The sequence below is a fragment of the Streptomyces sp. NPDC059989 genome (assembly GCF_042736975.1).
Taxonomy (GTDB): Bacteria; Actinomycetota; Actinomycetes; order Streptomycetales; family Streptomycetaceae; genus Streptomyces.
Map to the genome: position 1 here is coordinate 28,740 of NZ_JBHWUO010000010.1, position 18,788 is coordinate 47,527.

7 protein-coding genes are annotated in these 18,788 nt (G+C 72.5%); 5 read left to right on the forward strand and 2 right to left on the reverse strand.

Going from position 1 to position 18,788, the window contains the following annotated elements:
- Positions 1–4 precede the first annotated feature (4 nt).
- Together ACFWBN_RS11280 and ACFWBN_RS11285 are read right to left on the reverse strand one after the other, a co-directional pair.
- Positions 5–1,570: an alpha/beta fold hydrolase gene (locus ACFWBN_RS11280; RefSeq protein ID WP_385174161.1), complete on the reverse strand. Its 1,566-nt coding sequence runs from the start codon at positions 1,568–1,570 to the stop codon at positions 5–7.
- Between the two features lie 141 nt (positions 1,571–1,711).
- Positions 1,712–3,283: a flavin-containing monooxygenase gene (locus ACFWBN_RS11285; protein ID WP_385174164.1), complete on the reverse strand. Its 1,572-nt coding sequence runs from the start codon at positions 3,281–3,283 to the stop codon at positions 1,712–1,714.
- A 495-nt stretch (positions 3,284–3,778) separates the two neighbouring features.
- Between ACFWBN_RS11285 and ACFWBN_RS11290 the strand changes: the two genes are divergently transcribed.
- From ACFWBN_RS11290 to ACFWBN_RS11310, 5 genes are read left to right on the forward strand one after another with little or no spacing between them, the layout of a single operon-like run.
- Positions 3,779–5,230: an esterase/lipase family protein gene (locus ACFWBN_RS11290; protein ID WP_385174167.1), complete on the forward strand. Its 1,452-nt coding sequence runs from the start codon at positions 3,779–3,781 to the stop codon at positions 5,228–5,230.
- Between the two features lie 4 nt (positions 5,231–5,234).
- Complete coding sequence (locus ACFWBN_RS11295) at positions 5,235–9,308, forward strand: hypothetical protein (RefSeq protein WP_385174170.1); 4,074 nt, start codon at positions 5,235–5,237, stop codon at positions 9,306–9,308.
- Positions 9,301–12,924 (forward strand): AAA domain-containing protein, encoded by a 3,624-nt coding sequence (locus ACFWBN_RS11300; protein ID WP_385174173.1) that lies wholly within the window; start codon positions 9,301–9,303, stop codon positions 12,922–12,924. The genes ACFWBN_RS11295 and ACFWBN_RS11300 overlap by 8 nt, the downstream gene beginning before the upstream one ends.
- A complete protein-coding gene (locus ACFWBN_RS11305; protein ID WP_385174176.1) occupies positions 12,921–16,151 on the forward strand; it encodes a hypothetical protein in 3,231 nt (1,076 codons plus the stop codon). The genes ACFWBN_RS11300 and ACFWBN_RS11305 overlap by 4 nt, the downstream gene beginning before the upstream one ends.
- Complete coding sequence (locus tag ACFWBN_RS11310) at positions 16,148–18,751, forward strand: ATP-binding protein (protein ID WP_385174179.1); 2,604 nt, start codon at positions 16,148–16,150, stop codon at positions 18,749–18,751. Before ACFWBN_RS11305 ends, ACFWBN_RS11310 begins: the two co-directional genes overlap by 4 nt.
- Positions 18,752–18,788: the final 37 nt, after the last annotated feature.

The following is an 18,788-nucleotide window of genomic DNA, read 5'->3' on the forward strand; positions in this document are numbered from 1 at the left end:
CCGGTCACTTCGGGGTGATCGTGAACGGTTCCCACTTGAGGCCCGCGACGCAGCCGGTGTCGGGCGCGGTCGGACGGGCGAGGAAGGATGCCAGCACCTTCTGGGCGCAGGGCGACTGCGGGACCACCCAGTGCCCGATGCCGGGGACCTGCACGGTGGTCGAGCGGGGCAGCGCACGGGCCGTCTTCTGCGCCCAGCTCGCCCCGGTCTTCATGTCGCCCGTCCCGTTGATGAACAGCGTCGGCACCGAGCTGACGGGCGCCACCCGCATCGTGGCGGTGCGGTCCGGGACGTTCCAGACACGGCACACCTGCTCCTGGAAGGCCAGTTGGGGCGCCTGGGCCAGGACCTGGTCCGGCCAGTCGGGGAACGCCTTGCGGCCCGCGTTCAGCACGTCGGACGCCGAGTGGTCCGGCACCCACTCGGCGCACACCACCGAATTCGTCAGGCCGTGGGCGGACTGACCGAGGCTCGGGACCGATCCGGCGGCGCGGGCCCGGGCGAAGCGCTGCGGGTTGCCGCGGCCGAGTTCCTCGATCGCCGCCGGGACCTCGGCGAACGGAATCGCCTTGGCCACCAGCAGGTTCACCAGCGCGCCACCGTCGAGGACGACCTTCACCGGGTCTCCGCCCTGCGGCGGCCGGACGTCCAGCGTCAGCGGCTGGGCTTCCAGCTTGCGCACCTGCTCGTTCAGCGTGCGCTCGATGTCCGGGAAGCGGCTCTTACAGGCCGGCTCCGCCGCGCAGGCCTTGTACAGGTTCTCGAGGCCCTCCCGGGCGCCGGCCCAGGCGAAGGGCAGGGAGACGTCCTGCGAAGGGGCGATGGAGTCGACGGCCACCGCGCGGATCCCCTGGGGGTGCAGGCGCAGGTAGGTCAGGGCCAGGTTGCTGCCGTAGGAGTGGCCGTAGACGTTCCACTCCTTGATGCCGAGGGCCGTGCGCAGGTCGGCGAAGTCGGCGGCGTTCTCGGTGCTGTTGTAGGCGCTCAGGTCGGTTCCGTCGGCCGTCAGGCGGGCCCGGCACTGCTTCACCGCGTCGAGCGTGAGCCGCTCCGTCTGCGGTGCGTAGGAGGGGAGCCCGACGGACGTGGCGTAGACGCGGTCCAGCTCCGGGCAGGCGAGGTTGGGCTTGTCGTAGAGATTGCCGCGCTGGGCCATGACGATCAGTTCGCGATCCCGGTTCAGGCCGGAGGAGACCAGGAACGGGATGTCATCGAACACCTCGCCACCGGGGCCACCCGCCATGAACACCACGGGGTCCTGGGCGGGCTTCGCCGAGGTGGCCGGGATCACCGCCACGGCCAGCCGGATGGTCCGGCCGCCGGGGCGGGCACGGTTCTCGGGGACCTCCAGGAATCCGCACCGGGCGGTGGCCAGCGCTTCGATCGGCTCAGGCGGTCTGGGGCAGGGACCGGGCACGAAGCGTGACGCGACGGCCGTACCGGGCCCGGCGGCAGGACCGGTATCGGCATTCCGCTGGGCGGCGCCCGCCGAGGTCGGGCCGAGTGCTGCCAGGAGGGCCAGACCGGCCCCGGCAACTGCCGTCCCGTTGCGGTAGCTGTGCTCTGCCATGTGATCCCGTTCCTCTGCCGATCGACGGCTGCCCTCCGGGCGATGCCGCGGCGGTATGGGCGGAACGTACGTAATCGACGTTACCGGGTGGTCCGAACACGTGCACACGCACGGAGCGGCTCCCCGCGTTCGGGCGTCGCGTCATGGCTGTTCTCCGGTCACGGGGGCGGTGGCGGTGGCGGTGGCGTCATCGTGCTGGGGCCTTGTCTGGGCGGGCAGGGAGAGGGGACGGACCGGGGCGTCCGAGGAGTAGGCGCCGGGGTCGAAGCTGCTCAGTCGGCGGACGAGGCGCCCGGTGGACCAGGGCCAGGCGAAGGTGTTCCGTCCTCCCGCGCTGAAGTAGTAGCTGGTGCAGCCGCCCGCGTTGTACACCGTGTTCGCCAGCGCCTCCTGCACCCCGGCGTTGTGTGCGGCCTGCGCAGCCGGCCGGACGTGCATGGCTCGGTGACCGCTGCGGTCCAGGTGGGCCAAGGCCTCGGTGAGGTAGGTCAGTTGGGCTTCGAGGACGGTGATGGCGGAGGTGGAGCCGCCGAGCAGGTTCGGCCCCAGGAGCAGGAAGAGGTTGGGAAAGCCGCTGACGGTGGTGCCGAGATACGCCTGGGGTTCACCGCCCCAGGCTTCGTCGAGGGTCCGCCCGTCCGTGCCGTGCAGGCTCCCGGCCAACGGCAGCTCCCCCACGCGGAAGCCCGTCGCCTCGATCAGGACGTCGGTCCGGACCGTGGTGCCGTCGGCGCCGACCACCTCGTTGCCGCGTACGGCGGTCACGGCCGTGGGGTGCAGGCGGACGTGCGGCCGGGCCAGCGCGGGGTAGAAGGTGCTGGAGGTCAGCAGGCGCTTGCAGCCCAACCGGTAGTCGGGCGTGAGGGCCCGGCGCAGCTCCGGGTCGCGGACGGCGAGCCGCAGGTGTGCGCGGGCACCGGCCTCCAGGAGGCGGGCGACGGGCGGGTGGCGGAAGGCGTAGCCGAAGCCCTCCTGCAGTGCGTACTGGCCGGCGCGCAAGGCGCTGCGGGCACCGGGTAAGCGGTCCAGGCACCGGTTGAACGCCGCGGGTACCGGCAGGTCCGGCTTGGGCAGCACCCACGGGGCGGTCCGCTGGAAGAGGTGTACGGCCGCCGCCCGGGCCTCGATGGCCGGGACGACCTGGACGGCGGAGGCGCCGCTGCCGACCACGGTCACCCGGCGTCCGGTGAGGTCGACGCCGTGGTCCCACCGGGCGGTGTGGATCACGGGCCCGTCGAAGTTCTCGATCCCGGGGACGTCGAGGCGTCGCGGCACGTGCCAGGGCCCGGTGGCCATGACCAGTACCGCCGCGCTGTAGGGCCCGTCGCTGGTCTCCAGCCGCCAGCGCGCGGCCGCCGGATCCCAACGGGCGCCGCGCACGTCCACTCCGCAGCGCAGCACGTCGCCGAGTCCGAAGCGTTCGGCCGTGGTCCGCAAGTAGGCATGGATCTCCCGCTGTCCGGCGAAGACCCTGCTCCAGACGGTGTCCGGGGTGAAGGAGTAGCTGTAGAGCGTCGAGGGCACGTCGCAGGCGCAGCCCGGGTAGGTGTTCTCCCGCCAGGTGCCGCCGAGTTGTGGCGCCTTCTCCAGTACGACCACGTCGCGGAACCCGGCCTGCCGCAGCCGGACCGCGGCACCGAGACCGGAGAACCCCGCCCCGACGACCACGACCTGCACGTCCCGGGCCGCCTGCCGGGGCTGCGCCGGGATCACGGCGCTGCTCCTGCGGGCCGCCCGGCCGGAACACGTGGCGGCCCGATCACGGCGCCCGGCGGCAAACCCCGTCGCATCAAGTGTCTTCCTTCCCTTGCCACCCGACCGGCCGCCGACCGGTCCGCCGACCGGCGCCGCCCGGCTGTCCGTACGCCCGCCGACACCATCGCCGCATGATTCCGAGTGGTCACGCGGACGGAGCACGCACCGCTGGTATCGGAACGCGGTGAAGAATCGATGCGAGCTGGGGCTCTGCCCGACTCCGGCGGCCTGCGGCGTCACCCGAACGGGGACACCCGGATCCTCGAAGCGGAAGGCCGCCCCACGCACCAGGGCGCACGGGGGCGCGGCCGAGAACTGCCGTGCTCCAAGAGGCTCATTGCCGCCTGTGCGAAGCGTGGCGTCCGTCACAATCCCCCGTGTTAGCCTCGTGGCCGCCATCGCGGGAGTGACGCGAGGGGGGCAGCATGCGGCTGGGCTCGAAGGGTGTGGAGCATGAGCAGGTTACGGGCGCCCGAGCGGCGTCTCCACGACGCCGTGATCATCGTGCCGGGCATCATGGGCAGCGCCCTCAAGGATGTCGAGAGCGGCAAACAACTGTGGGGAATCGGGCGCCTCTTCGAGTACACCGCCCGCATGCACGCGGGCCGTCTCCGCGCGCTCGGCCTCACCGAAGCGGAGCGCGCCGGGCGTACGGGGCGGATCGAGCCCACCGGCGTGCTGAACGTCGCCGAGTGGATGCCGGGGTTCGGCTCGGCGCAGCCCTACAACGAGCTCGTCAGCGAGTTGCGCCGCGCGGCCGTACACCGCAGCGCGGTCCTCCCGTTCCCGTACGACTGGCGGCTCTCGGTCGAACACAACGGAGGCTTGCTCGCCGGGCAGGCCCGGCGCCACCTCGAAGCCTGGCGCCAACACGCCGCCCACCGCCACTACCTCGACCGGCACCCCGAGGCCGGGCCGGCCCGGCTGGTCTTCGTCGCCCACTCCATGGGCGGGCTCCTCGTACGTGAACTCGTGCACAGCGGCGGGCTCCGACCCGACATCCGGGCCGTGATGACCGTCGGCACCCCCTTCTCCGGATCGGTGAACGCGGCCGTCATGCTCAACTCCGGCAAGGGCGCACCGCTCCCCCTGCCCCGAACCGTCCTGCGCGACGCGGCACGCACGATGCCGGGCGTGTACGACCTGCTCCCCTCCTACCGGGCGCTCGACCTCGGCACCGACTCGCGGGTGCCGACCGCCGCCGACCTGGTGGCGCTGGGCGGCCGGCGCGATCTGGTCGAGGACTCCTTGCGCAGGCGGGACGGCAGAGCGGGCATCACCCTGCCCGAACACAGCATGGTGGTCGGCCTCGGCAAGCGCACCCTGCAGAGCTATCACATGGCGGGGGACACCGCCGTGGGCATGGAGGCGATCCTCGATCGGGATCCCGGCGACCACCGCGTGCTGTTCCACCCCGACGGCCGGCCCCGCAGGGAGAACCGCAAGGGCGACGGCACGGTGTACCAGTTCGCCGCGCATCTGCCGGGTGCCGGTGAGAGGCCGGTGCCGGTCTACCAGGAGCACGGCGCCCTCGCCCGCAGCCGCACCGTCATCGACCACGCGTGCGGAATGCTGCGCGGCCTGCGTCACCCCGATGAGCTCGGGGCCATGCTCGGCGACGGGACGTTCGATCTGGACGCACCGGAATGGGTCGAGCCCGGCGCCCCCTTCACCATCGAGGTGTCCGGCTGGGACGGGGACTTCGGGCTGAGCTGCACCGCCAAGGAGGTCAGCGGGCTCGGCGACGTCCTGTACCCGGAGCTGAAGCCGGTGCCCGGCGAGGACGGAAGGCTCGCGGCGACCTGTGTCGCCACCCAGCCGGGGCTGTACGAGTTCGAGGTCGTCGGCGGCAAGGAGCCGGTGACACGGCTCGTACTCGTCTTGGCAGCGGAGCGGCAAGCCTGACGCGATGACCTCGGAATTCGACGGAACGAAGGCCGATGTCGCGGACACGTTCGCGGTGCACGCACTTGCGGTGGGGCCGATAACCGGCTTCCCGGACGCGGACACGGTCGGCGAGGCCGAGCGTACCGCGGCCGTGCTCCGGCGGCTGGGCGGGGAGAGCGTCGTTCCCCCCTTGGCCGGCGACGCCGTGCGGTCCCTGACCGACGCCGACGAGTCGCTGGCGCACTGGGCCGGCGAGCACGGCGGCGACGGCTCGTCCCGCCCCACCGCGCTGTTGTGGTTCGGTCACGGTCGGGCGGTGAGGATGGGGTCGGTGTTGCTGGTGCCGGGGTCCAAGGAGCGCGGCAACGCCCGGGTGACCCCCGACATGGTCGCCCACTACGTCCATGCCGAGCAGCTCAGGCGCGAGCAGGACGACAGCCACTGGGCACTGGTCGTGCTGGAGGCGTGCAACTCGGAAAACTTCGCACAGGACGTGGCCGGCAGGTTCAACGGCACGGGGAAGGAACGGACGCGCTCCTTGCTGGTGATCGCCACGGGCAAGGCGGCGGCCCAGGGCTACCTGGGCACGTTCCGCGATCTGCTGGAGAGGTACCTGACCCCGAAGACCTCCCACGACGACTTCACCCTCCGGGATCTGCAGGGCCACTTCAAGAGCCACCGCTGCTACGCCGAGCTCGTGGGCGACGAGACGGGTGCCGAGCTCCGTCTCGCCCTCCGCGACCGGGTGCCGCTCACCGGGGCGACCACGGTGGCCGACCTGTGGCGGCAGCAGAGCCGGTACGACAACGCGCCCGAGGCATGGCCGCGCCGGCCGGTTCCGGAGAAGGTGGGGTTCCTTGAGGTGGTCTCCGATTTCACCGGCCGAGCAGCGCATCTGCGGGCCATCGCCGCATGGTGCGCCGATGCCGCCGGAGCAGCCGTGCTCGCCGTCACCGGCGAACCTGGCGCGGGCAAGTCCGCGCTCCTGGGGGAGACTCTGCAGCGGTGGACCCGGCGCGGCCCGGACGGGCCGGGCAGGGGTCCGGCCGAGGCGGCGCAGGCCGCAGACCCGCCGCCCCCACCGATCGTCGCGGTGCTGCCGCTGACGGGGAACACGCCCGCCGATGTCGTCCGGCAGCTGGCCGAGAAGCTCGACGCGATATCCGAGGGGCCCGGGCGGGACGACCTCGACGGGGACGACGCGGCGCTCGACCGCGTACGCCGGCGGCTGGCCGAGCTCACCCGGGACTCCGACGCCGACGACATCCCGGCGGCGCCGACGCCGACGCGGGCGCTGATCGTCGCCGACGCCCTCGACGAGGCCAGGGACCCCTTCCGTATCGCCGCCCTGTTACGGGAACTGACGACGGTTCCGGGGGTACGGCTGCTCATCGGTACCCGGCCGACCCCGTTCGCCACCGCTCCGGGCGAGCACCGGCCGGCGGACGGGAGCGGGCACCTCGAACTGCCGGAGGTGCTCGGCGCGGCATCCGGGCACGCCCGCGTCCTGGTCCTCGAACGGGATCCGGCGGCGGCCCGCGACTACGCGCGGGGCAAGGTCCGCGACATCCTGCGGGAACACCCCGCCGGTGATGCCACCTGGCACGAGACGGTCACCGGCACCGTGGCGGACGCCGTGGAAGCCCACGTGCGGGAGGGGTCCTGGCAGTTCCTCCAGGCAGCACTGGTGGTCCAGGAGATCGAGCAGCGGCCGACGGTGCTCTCCCCCGGCCCCGACGGCCGGAGCGCCCTCGCCGAGATGCTGGACCGCGACCAGAGCGGCCTCTTCGCGGCCGCCGTGAAGCGGATCACGGCCGGACTCCCCACGGCGGAGCCGCTCCTGCGGGCACTGGCCTACGCGCACGGACGCGGGCTGCCGCTGGCGGACGGCATCTGGGCGCACGCCGCCGCGGGGATCGCGGGAACCGACGGTCCCTTCGACGACGAGCAGCTGGAGCTCTTCCTCAGCCGGGCCGCCGCCTACGTCCTGCTGGACGGGGAGGACCGGCGCAGCGTGTACCGGCTGGCGCACCGCACCTACGCCGAGCAGCTGCTCGCGGACGGCATGCAGGACCGCAGGCACGCCATGCTCATCGCCCTGCTGGAACTCGCGGCGGCGCAGGCCCGGTCCGGGCAGCCGCTCAGTCCTCATCTGGCCGCCCGGCTCGCCGAGTACGCGGCGGACTGCGGCGCCTCCGGCTGGGCTGCGCTGGCCGCCCGTCCCGGTGTCGTGGACCGGCTGCCGCCGGCCTCGTTGAGCACGCCGGCGCTCACTCCGGGGCGGGGTACGGGTACCTCTCCCATCGATCTGCCCATCGAGATCCTGGGCACGGTCGCATCGGCCCACCTGATCAAGGAAGCGGAGCCGGGCGACCGGCCGGGGCTGCGCCAGCTCGGCGGGCTGCGGGCCGCGGGCCTGCTGCACGCCGCGGGTCCCGGCGCGGGCTGGGAGGTGGCCTGGGGCCGGTTGCGCCGGGTGCCGCTGCACCTGCAACTCGGGGGCTCCCCCACCGCGATCACCGCACTGGTCGCGCGCGCCGATGCCCCTTGGCTGGTGACCGGCTCGCTCGACGGGTCGGTGATGGTGTGGGAACCGTGGCGGGACCACCACCCCACCATGCTGCTGAGCGGGTACGACAGCCCGGTGACCGCGCTCGCCGCGCTCGGTCCGGTGCGCCGGGAGGCCGGCGTCGGGAGCGTCGGGCCCGGCCTGTTGGCCGTCGCCCACGAGGACCGGACGGTTCACCTCTGGGACACCGACGCAGACACCGACGGCTACGCGGACGCAGGCGCAGACGCAGACGCAGACGCAGGCGCCGACGCCGACGCCGACGCCGACGCCGACGCCGGAGCTGACCGTCCCGAACCGCGGCGCGCGGCGTGCACCGAGATGGTCCGGGTCATCGCGGCACTGCCCGACGGGTCCCGCCGGTTCGTCGTCGGGGGCGAGTCCGGCTATCTCGCGCTCCTCGGCCCGGACGGAGCACTGTCGTCGGCCGCCGAGGCGGTGTCCTCCCGCGACGTGGTGGGGCTGGTGCACGTACCGGGACCGGACGGCGCTCCCCTCGTCGTGACGGCCCAGCAGTCCGGGGTGCTGGCGCTGTGGAAGGTCGACGGAGCGGTGCCCGTGCTCGTCCACGACTCGCACTCGCACACGGCATTGGCCGGACTCGTGGGCGTCCCGGGACCGACGGGGCCGCACCGGCTGGTCACCGTCTCGGAGGACGGCCGGCTCGCGCAATGGCGTGTACACACCGGCGGCGACCGTCCCACGATCCTCGCCGATACGGAGGGACGCGTGCCCGAAGCGCGCAGCGGTGCCGATCCCGTCCTCGCCGCGCTGCCGGCCACCGGGCAGGACGGGGTCCCGGTGGTCGGCGACAGGCAGGGCACGGTGCGGATCGTCGGCCCGACCGCCGCCCCCGGGCATCCGGCGCTCCTGGAGACCTCGACCGGGAGCCGGCCGATCAAGGCGATCGGCGTCCTGCGCGGGCCCGAGGGCGGAAGCATCCTGGTAACGGCGGCGGAGCGCGATTCCAGGGTCCACTTCTGGGACCCCGCGGCCGCGGCGCGTACGGAAGGCGCCCCGGTGGTCCGCGCGTCCTGGGTCGACGACATGCGCCGGCACGTCCTGGCGGACGGCACGGAGACGCTGGTGGTGACCGAGGAGTGCGCCGGAACCAGGACCGTGCGGGTCCTGCGCGCGGCGGACGGCGCCCTGCTGGAGCTGCCGGCGCCCTCCGACGGATCCGCCGACGCCGCTGCGGAACGGGCGCCCCTGCCTGACGGGGCCGTCGATCAGCACGCGGGGTCCGTCGTCGACTGCGTGGCGCTCGACGGGCCGGCCGGCCTGTCCCGACCGGCCCGCACGCGGGCGACCGCCGGGCGCGAAGGCACCGTCGTGGTCTGGCGGGAGGAACCCGCGTCCGGCTGGCGGCCCGTGCGGCGCATCCCCCTGGGGTCGCCGTGCGTCCGGCTCACACCGATCTCGTCGGGACGGCTCGCCGTCGCCACCGACGACGGTGTGGTGGTGCTCAGGCTCGATTCCGTCGCGCGGGCCGGCGACGGTGGAGGAAGCAAGGAGACACATGGATGACGAACTGCCACCCAGGCGCATCAAGGACCTGTTGGACGACCTGTTCACGGGAAAACAGCCACGGCACGGTCGATATGGGCTCGTGGGCGACTACCAGGAGCTGATCAAGGGCCGGTTGATCCACTTCGTGCTGCGCAACCTCGCCCACGGCACGGACGTACGCGAAGTAACACTGTTCCTCCACGTCGACCAGGTGGGCGGAGACCTCTGGGACCACGAGGTGCGCAACCTTCTGCGGCTGAAGATGCTCGGCCATCCGGCGCTGCCGGAGATCGTGGAGGGCAGGTTCGACCCCACCTTCCGGGTCGCCTTCATCATGACCCGTCTCGAGGGGAAGCCGCTCGCCGCGGACTGGCGGTCCGTGGTGAACGAGTGGGCCGTGCAGCAACCCGTGGTGGCTTTCGAGCAGTTCGGCCTCCTGGCGGACGCACTGAACCAGCTGCACGGAACGCGGATCGTGCACCGGAACCTGACCCTGGCCGCCGTCCGGGTCAACCCGAAGCCGGACAATCCCGCGCGCACGACGCTGGCTCTGGCGCGGTTCGAGCTCAGTGCCCTGCTCAACAACCTGCTCCAGTCGGTCCACGGCCCGAGCGGGAAGGCCACGTACGACGAGGCGTTGAGGGCGTTGTTCCTCACGCCTCCGCCCGGTGTCACCAAGGCCCATCACCTGGCCTATCTGGCGCCGGAGAACCACCCCTCCGTCTTCTGCGACGTGCGGCTGCGCCACCTGGACCACGGAAGCACCGACGTCTTCGGCCTCGGCGTCCTGGGGTGGGAGCTGTTCGTCGGTTCCCTGCTGGACCTGCTGCCCGACGAATGCGCCATGGTCGAGCGTGCGGAGGCCGACGACCTGCCCGAGGCCCTCGCGCGCCTGCACGGCGCGATGCGTCGTACCCTCGATCTCTCCTTCAAGCTTCCCCGGCCGTTGCGCAAGGCGCTGCTCGGCATGATCGACCCGTCGCCCACCCAGCGCAGTTCGTCCTTCGAGGCCTCGGCGGCCCTGCAGCGCGACTGGTCGCAGATCTGCCTGGCCCTGGAGCCGGCGCCGAGCGGCGGCAAGCCGCGACTGCTGGCCTTCATGCCCGACCAGTCCGTGGTGACGATCCACATGAGCCGGGGCTGGACGGACCACAGCCCCGACACCCCTCAGGGCTGTCAGGAACTCGAGGCCTTCCTGGGGGAGGAGCTGCGCGAGGCCGAGCTCGTCCACTGGCACGGCGGGGCGGTCGGCTTCGTCGACGGTGATCCCCGCTCGCTCGGCGATGCGGAATGGGTGCTCATCGGTCAGCAGGCCGTGTGGTTCTGTGCGTTCCTGTTCGACATCGACGCGATGGGCCGCCGCAAGGTGACGCGCGACGACACCCTGGTCATCAAGTACCTCGTGGACAAACGCTTCGCGTCCGAGATCCTGACGGTCAAGCCGAAACGGCGCATCGGCAAGGTGGACCTGGTGCCCTTCCGGCTGGGGCAGCCGCTGGACGACGAGCAGAGGGACCGTCCGTCGTGGAAGGAGCTGACCGACACCGTCCGGAGCACCGAGCAGAGCACGCAGAGCGCCGATGTCCAGGAGATGCTGCGGGCCGTCTCCTTCATGCTGGACTACCAGGGCGTGCTGCTCCGGTCCCGCCAGTATCCGTACACGCTCAGCGAAGCGGACGACGGCCGTCTCGTACTGACGCAGGACAGCGCCAGGGAACGCAGGTGGCTGCACGGGGACGAACTGCTCACCGCCTACTGCGCCGATGACCGGCGCCGGCCGGCCCTCGGCGACTTCGTGAGGGGGCTGCTCGCCGAGAGCGACCAGGCGGTGATCTCCGTGGTGCACGACCGGCCCAGCCCGTACTTCGGCGGCGACACGGTCGACGTCCGGGTGAGGGCGCGCCTCGACGCGGCGTCGATCGTCGTCGAGGTGGCACCGGGAAAGGAGATTCCCACCACGGGGTGGCTCAGGCCGCAGGAGGATCACGGCACGGAGGTCCAACTGCGGCGGGAGGCACGGGGATTGGGGTCGCTGCGCCAGAAGAAGGGCCTGGCGCGCATCCTGCACACGCCCGCGTCGATCGAGTTGCACGGCCGGCGGGACACGACGCTGCCCATTCCGGCGCCGCCCGGCGAGAAGCGTCTGCGGGGCAAGGCCGACCGGGTCATCGCGGACATGCTGCGGCTCCATCCCTTCTACGCCCTGCAGGGGCCGCCCGGCACGGGAAAGAGCACCGTGGTGTCCCACGCCTTGCGGGAGTTCCTCAGGACGGAGCACGGCGCCCGGGTGCTGGTGAGCGCGCAGTCGAACGACGCGCTGGACCAGTTGGCGGGGAAGTGCCTGGAGTTGCTCCGGCCGGCGATCGACAAACAAGCGGTGCTGATGCTCAGGGAGCTGCCCCGCCGGAAGGACGCCCACGACCTGCCGGAGGAGTTGCGCCCCTTCACCGCCGAGGCGCTCGCCGCGGATCTGGTCGCGCGCATCCAGAAGCGGGTCGCGGACGGCCAGAGCGGGGCCCGCAACCCGTCGGAGAAGGCCGTGATGCTGCGGTGGGCCGATGTCGCCCAGGCGAACATGTTCGAGTTGACCGAACGCATCCGGGCGAGCGCCGACATCGTGCTGGCGACGTGCTCGATCGCGGGCACGCTGACCGACGAGGTACGGGATCCGTCCGACGTCTTCGACTGGGTGATCATCGAGGAGGCGGCCAAGGCCTGGCCGACCGAGATCATCATGCCGCTGGTCCTCGGTGTGCGGTGGACCCTCGTGGGTGACCACCTGCAGCTCGGCCCCCACCGGGCCCAGGACATCAAGACGTTCCTGGACCGACTGGCGCAACACCCGGACGAGCGCATCAAGCTGCACTACGCGGCGCGTGAGAGCTACCTGCGCTTCATCCAGATGTTCGGCCGGTTCTTCGAGGACCGGCTCGCGACCCAGCGCGCCGAGCCCGCGTTCCCGGTGGACACCCTCGACACGCAGTTCCGCATGCACCCCTCCATCGCCAAGCCCTTCGCGCGGACCTTCTATCCGGACGGCAAGGGCGGCACCTTCCTCGAAACCGACCCGGAGACCGAGGAGTTCCACTCCGCCACCAAGCCCGAATACGTGCGGGACGCCCCCTTGGTCTGGCTGGACACCTCCGAGCGCCCGGGGTGTGAGGACATCGGGTACTGGTCGAACCCCGGAGAGGTGGACCTGGTCGAGGAGCTGGTCCGGAAGCTGGGGCTCGACACCCAGAGCGACCCGAGGAAGCTGGCCGTACTGACCCCGTACCGCAAGCAGCTCCGGCAGCTGGAACGCGGGTTCCTCAAGGGGCGCGTGCACACCGTCCACTCCTTCCAGGGCGGGCAGGCGAAGACGGTGGTCGTCTCCCTGGTCCGCAGTTCGGAGCGCGGTACGGATTCGCGGCAGAACGTGGGGCACGCCGCTCAGGACGACGTGGTCAACGTGATGCTGTCCCGGGCGCAGCAGCTCCTCGTGGTCGTCGGCAACCTGCCCCACTTCGAGCGCCACGGCGGCAAAGCCTGGCAATCGGTGATCAAGGCGTTCCGCGAGTCCGGAAGGGGCGTGGACGCCGCGACGGGACAGATCCTCTTCGACGCCACGGCAGGAAAGCGAGACATCCCATGACCGAGACCGCCCTGGTCGCGATCCCCTGCCGGGTCGTCACCCTGCAGATGGAACTCGGCGCGGAGGAGGGGGCCTCCACCCTGGAGGACCTGGTGCTGCGGGCCGTTGCCGCGGGACGCGACACCATACGGGACCTCGGCGAGCTGTTCTCCCTGCCGAACCGGCTGATGCTGGACGTGGTGCACGGTCTGTGGAGCAGGGGGTTCCTGGCCGTCGACTTCACCACGAACACCCTGGAGAACACGCAGGCGGCCCAGTCGGGTCTCGGCGAGCGCCCTGCGGACCGGCCCGTCGCGTCCAAGGTGAAAACTCGGAAGTTCCTGTTCGATCCGGTGACGGCGGCCGTCCTGCTGCACCGCAAGGGCATGGACCGGGTCCCCCTCGGGGCCATCGCCATGCCTCTCGCGCGGGGGATCTCCGAGACCGACATCCCGCAGACCGAGCTGCTGCGCGCGGTCCGCGAGGCGGTCCGCACCGACCGCAGGGAGAACGCGGTACGCCAGCGGGTGCTGAACGTGTCGTTCGCCAACCCGATGCTGAACCCTTCCGAGGCCGTCCACTGGAACACGGTCGAGGTCGTGGTGAACCGGGATCCGGCGACCGGGCTGGTCACGGCCGCCCCCGTCCAGATGCCCCAGGGCTGGGGCACGCGGGCCCTGCAGCTCTTCCAGGCCAGGGTGAGCGAGCTGGTGCGCAACCGGCCGGACAGCAGGTTCGTCCAGCAGCTGTTGTCCCGCGAGGTACTGAAGGTGGTCCCGCCCGACAGCCTGCGCTCGCTGCTGGTCGATCTGGACCGGCTGGCCGAGGGTTTGGACACCGTCCCGGGCGAAGTCCTGCCCGCCCGCCACCAGGAACTGCTCGGCAAGGCGACCAAGGTCTTGGACCAGCTGGCCGAGGCGCGCCGCGGGCAGTGTTCGGTGCAGCCGGTCGCCACCGGGGCGGGCGTGGAGTGGGTGGTGAAGGAGCTGGTCGAGCAGGCGACGCACCAACTCGTCCTGGCGGTGCCGCGCATCACCTACGACGCCCTGCACGGGATCCTGCCCTCGCTGGAGCTCGCGGCGAAGCGCGGTGTCACGCTCGTCTTCCTGTGGGGCGACACCCCGTCCGCCAAGCTGGAGGGCAAGGTCGCCACCGCACTGTTCGACCTCCAGTCCCGCTTTCCCGAGAACGTCCTGCTGGAGCAGCGCAGCAGCAGCTGCTCGGCGTCCGCGGTCGTCTGCGACGACCTGTACGCGTACGTGGGGTCCAGCAGCCCGCTGTCGACGAACACCGGAGCCGGTGTGCTCGTGAAGCCGGTCGAGGGCACCGACGAGCCCCCGGCGTGTGTGACGGACCTGCTGAGCTGGGCGAGGCGTACCTATCCGTACTGGGAGGCGGGGCAGAGCATCGCCCTGCTGCCCGCCGACTTCGGCAGGCGCCGGGACACCTACGCGCCGATGGACGCCGGGCCGGTACCGCGTGACGTCGCCCTCCCGGAGCTGGACGAGGCCTGGGCCGAGGACGAGGTCGGAAACCGAACGAGGTGGGCGGCGAACTGGGGCCGGGTGCTCCACGGGCTCGTGGAGGCGGTGGAGGAGGTGTACCGGGGCCGGCCGGTGGTGAGAGCGGTCTGGGACGGCATGTACGCCGATCTGGTCCAGCACGCCGTCGACGGCGCCACCCAGCGGCTGGCCCTCACCGACGACTCCGCGGAGACCGAAACGTGTACGGACGCGCTCGGTCAGCGGCTGTGGCGCCTCCGGGACGAGGGCGTCGTGATCCACCTCCAGCACCCGCCGCTCAAGGACGGGCGCAGGACCCCCCGCGGCTACGCCGAACTGCACCGCCGGCTCGGCGCGGAGCGCACGCTGCGGAACACCAGGGCGCGGGCCCGAGCGGTGCTCTCCGACCACGAGACCATCGTCGGCAGCTACCGGCCGCTGGGCAATCGGCCGGTCAACCCCGCCCGGGGGCCCGCCCCCACCGAGCTCGGCCTGCACATCATGAACACCGCGTTCACGGCCGAGTTCGCCAGGGAGCTGGGCATTCCCGACTGGTTCGGGGACACGGGTGACGGCGGTGACGCCGCCGGCCGCCACGAGTACCTGCCTCCGTTGCCCTCCCTCTCGTCGGTACCCGTCGAAGCCGACGACTGGGCGGTGCTGGACAACCGCCTGGCGGCCGGCGACGCACCGCCCGAGCGACTGCGCGCCGACGCCGCGGGTCTGCTCCACGGTTCCACGGGCTCCGTACCGCAACGACAGCGGTGGGCACGCTGGCTCCTGCACGACGCATGGCAGCGCCGGGCCTTCATGGAGGCCTACCTGCTGGCCGCACGGCTCGGAGACGTGGAGACCCTGCCGGTGCACCTGGCCGCCGTCGCGGCGCCGGTGGAGCACGGTCCGCTCGGCGAGCAGCTGTACTACAGCGCGCTGGAACTGGCCGGCGCCCCTCGCGAGCACCGCACGATCGCCCTGGTGGGCGCCGTCGCAGAAATGCTGCTGCACGGCGGTGACACCGGGCTGCCGGTCTGCGAGGAGCTGGCCGGTCCCGGGGACGGGACCGCCGACGGCGTACCGCCCGCCTGGCTCCTGCTGGCCCGGCAGGCCGCGGCCTGTTTCGGCACCACCAGGGCACCGGTGCCGCTCCAGGACATCAACGCCTGGGCCGAGCAGCAGAACCGGTCGGCGGACGTCCGCAACGGCTGGGCCCGGATCGTCGCCGAGGTGAAGGACTTCGAACGGGCCGACCAGCATTTCAAGTTCCTCGACGGGACACGGATGCACCGGGCGATGTTCCGGCAACCCGAGGGACTCTTCGCCGGTGTTCTGGCCATGGCCGGCAGCGACGCCACCGTCGAGTTCCGGGTGCGGACCGCCGCCGGGCTTCCCCGCACGGCTCTCGACGCACGCGTCCACATGGACCAGCTCGCCACCGATCTGGGCCTCATGAAGGTCGAGTGGAGCAACCACTTGGCCTATGCGCAGCGGGTGGCGGAAATGACGTCCGAGGCCCGGCGTCTCGCGCAGCTGTCCGCGGCCGAGGCGGAGAGGGACGCCTCGGGTTCCGCAGCCGCGCTGCTCCCGGCACTCACCACGGAGCAACGCGCGTTCGCGCGGCTCCTCGACCGTTCGTGGCACACCCTCCTGGAGGAGGCCGACGGGTTGGGAGAGCCGGCCCGCCATCCGGCGATGGCTCTCCTGAGCGCTCTTGCCTCGCTGCCGGTGATCGGAAGGGAAGACAGTTGACCGGTATTCCACGTGCGCTGCTGGAGACCTGGCCCGGCCGGGTCCGGTACCCCGGCGTCCTGGTCGCCCTGGCGGAGCACGGCCGATCCGATGACCACAAGAGCCGGGACGACGGCGCGGCGGCCCGGGAGGACGCGGCCGAGCTGGACGGCGACCTGCTCGCCGAGGCGGTGCTCGTCCACGTCGGGGGCGTGTCGCCGCGCGCGGCCTTCGACGCCCTGCTGGAGAAGGGGGAGCACGATGCCGCGGAGCAGCTGCTCGCCGACGACACGCCGGCGGACGGGCACCAGGCCGAACTGCTGTCCCGCAGGCTGGAGGAGGCCCGCGAGGCCGACGCGGTGTCGGTGCGCCAGCGCGTGTCGGAGCTGGCCAGGCGCGCGAACGCCGCCGGAGTCGCCTTCGAGTCTCCGGACATGGCGTCCTTGATGGAGCGCTCGCGATCGCGGAGCGCGGCCGCGGAAGCGGCGCTGTCCACGCTCGAAGGGGAGATCGGCGAGCGGATCGAGGCGTTCGCCGGCCGGTTGGAACGGATCGTCGCCGAACAGGAGCAGGCGGTGGCCGGCGGCGCGGCGCGGACGGATGACCACCACGCGGGCGAAGACGTCGCCGCGTCCCGGGTACGGGCGCTCCTGCGGGCGGGCGAACTGGTGGCCGCCCAGGCGCTGCTGAACCGCGAGCCGCTCGGCGCCCCCATTCCGGAGGCGTTGGCGCCGCTCCCGGAGTGGGACAGGGAGTGGACTCCCGAAACGCTCCTGGCGTACCACCTGAACCCGACGATGCGCAGGCCACCGGAGTTCGCCACGTGGAAGGCGGCCGACGAGGACGCCGAACGGCTGCTCGCCGCCTTCGACCGGCTGAACCGGGAGACGTCGCCGGATGCGGCGGAGGGCTTCGCCGACGCGCTCGGCCGCTTCCTGGGAGGACCGGGGGACGGCGCCGTGGCGAACCGCATCGAGGGCGGCTTCTTCACCTTCTTCGACGGACTGTTCGACGACGAGCCCCTCTCCGGGCTCCGTCCCACGGGCCGGATCGACCTCTACGTCGCCGACCCGGGAACCACCACGCCACCGGCCGAGCTGGCGGCGCACGGCCCGCATGTCGCCGTCGGCCCGGACCTGCTGACCACGGGCTACAGCGACCGTGCGGCCGGCGCCGTGCTCAGCCTGCGCGACCTGCTCCGGCTCGCCGTGCTGAAGGCCGACCGAGGGGCCCGCGCCCTGGGCCTCCTGGCCCGCCAGTGGCCCGTGGAGGCCCTGGTCGGAGACAGTCCCGCCGCGCTGGGACGGACGCTCGGTACGGAACCCGACGGGGCCTGGCGAACCCTGCGGTGGATCACCTTCCTGTCGCTGGGCGGCGGAACCCCCACCGTGCAGGCGATGGAGCACTGCACAGGTATGGATCCGGGGCTCCTGCGGGCGATGCTCCGCTACGCCGAGACCGTGGTCGACCGCTCCGCCCACACCGATCTCTGGGCGGCGGAGACCGGGGGCTGGCGGAAGGACCCGGCGCTCCTGCACGCGCTGCGGTCCGAACTGCTGGCCCTCTGCGGTGATCCGGCGGCCCGGGCCGCGTGGTGGGCGGCCCTCGCCCTCTGCGACACGGAGGACGGACTCGTCGCGCGGGCGGACCTCGGGGAGTGGGCCGAGATGTCCTCGGGCTGGGCGGGTGCCAAGACCGAGGTTCTGCAGGGAACGGCCATGCTCGTGGAACGCGGTCTGCTCGTACCCGCCCAACCGGGCGGCGACCGGGGCCCCGCACTCCTGGCCGCGGATGCGGAGCCCGCGGTGGCGGAGGAGGGCGAGGCCCTGCGCGTACCGCTGTGCGGAGCCGTCCGCGCGCTCCGTCCGTCGGCCGAGACGGAATTGGGCGCCCTGCTGGAGGAGATGCAGCGGGCCGACGCCCTCGGCGGAGCGGCCGACGACACCGCGGCGGCCACGGCTCCCGTGCCCGCGGTGCCCCATGCCTGGACGGCCTGGCACCGCAACCGCTTCGCGCCGGTGCCGTCCTACGCCGGGCGCGTCGATGCGGAGCAGCGGGGCGCCGACACCGAGGAGCCGTCGGCCCTGGCGGTCGAGGAGCTCCTCGACCACTCCCCCGAGGACCTGGTCGAGCGGGCGACACCGCAGGTGGCGGACCTCGGGACGGTCCTGGCGGAACTGACCGCACGGTGCCGGGAGCAGTATCCGGACCTGCACGTGGACCTCCGCTGTCCGCCGTCGGTGTGGGTGGAGGTGCCCGAGCCCGTGCTGCGTGCCGTCCTGTACGAGGTGCTGGACAACGCCGCGGAAGCCCTGGCGGGCCGTGGCACCGGACTGGTGCAGGTCTCCGTGTCGCAGGAGAGCCCCGAGGTGCTCGTCGAGGTGCAGGACAACGGTCCGGGACTGCCGGCCGAGGCACGGGGCCGCAGGGTGTTCCAGGCCGGGTGGACCACCCGGGGTCCCGATCGCGGTTGGGGTCTCCACCGTGTGCGCAAGCTCCTGCGCGCGCTGCCCGAAACGGCGGTGGAAGCGCAGGTGGAGGTCTTCCGTTCGGCCCATCCGGCGCTGACGGGTGCCGCGTTGCGGCTGGTCCTTCCGGAGCTCGAATCCCCGCGGCCGTGAGCGCCCGACCGACCCGCGCTCCGGCCGCCGCCGCCTG

What these genes read in the sequence shown, in the direction of transcription:
- ACFWBN_RS11290 (WP_385174167.1), top strand. Translation starts at nt 3,779, where the DNA reads ATGAGCAGGTTACGGGCGCCCGAGCGGCGTCTCCACGACGCCGTGATC.
- ACFWBN_RS11280 (WP_385174161.1), bottom strand. Translation starts at nt 1,570, where the DNA reads ATGGCAGAGCACAGCTACCGCAACGGGACGGCAGTTGCCGGGGCCGGT.
- ACFWBN_RS11300 (WP_385174173.1), top strand. Translation starts at nt 9,301, where the DNA reads ATGGATGACGAACTGCCACCCAGGCGCATCAAGGACCTGTTGGACGAC.
- ACFWBN_RS11295 (WP_385174170.1), top strand. Translation starts at nt 5,235, where the DNA reads ATGACCTCGGAATTCGACGGAACGAAGGCCGATGTCGCGGACACGTTC.
- ACFWBN_RS11305 (WP_385174176.1), top strand. Translation starts at nt 12,921, where the DNA reads ATGACCGAGACCGCCCTGGTCGCGATCCCCTGCCGGGTCGTCACCCTG.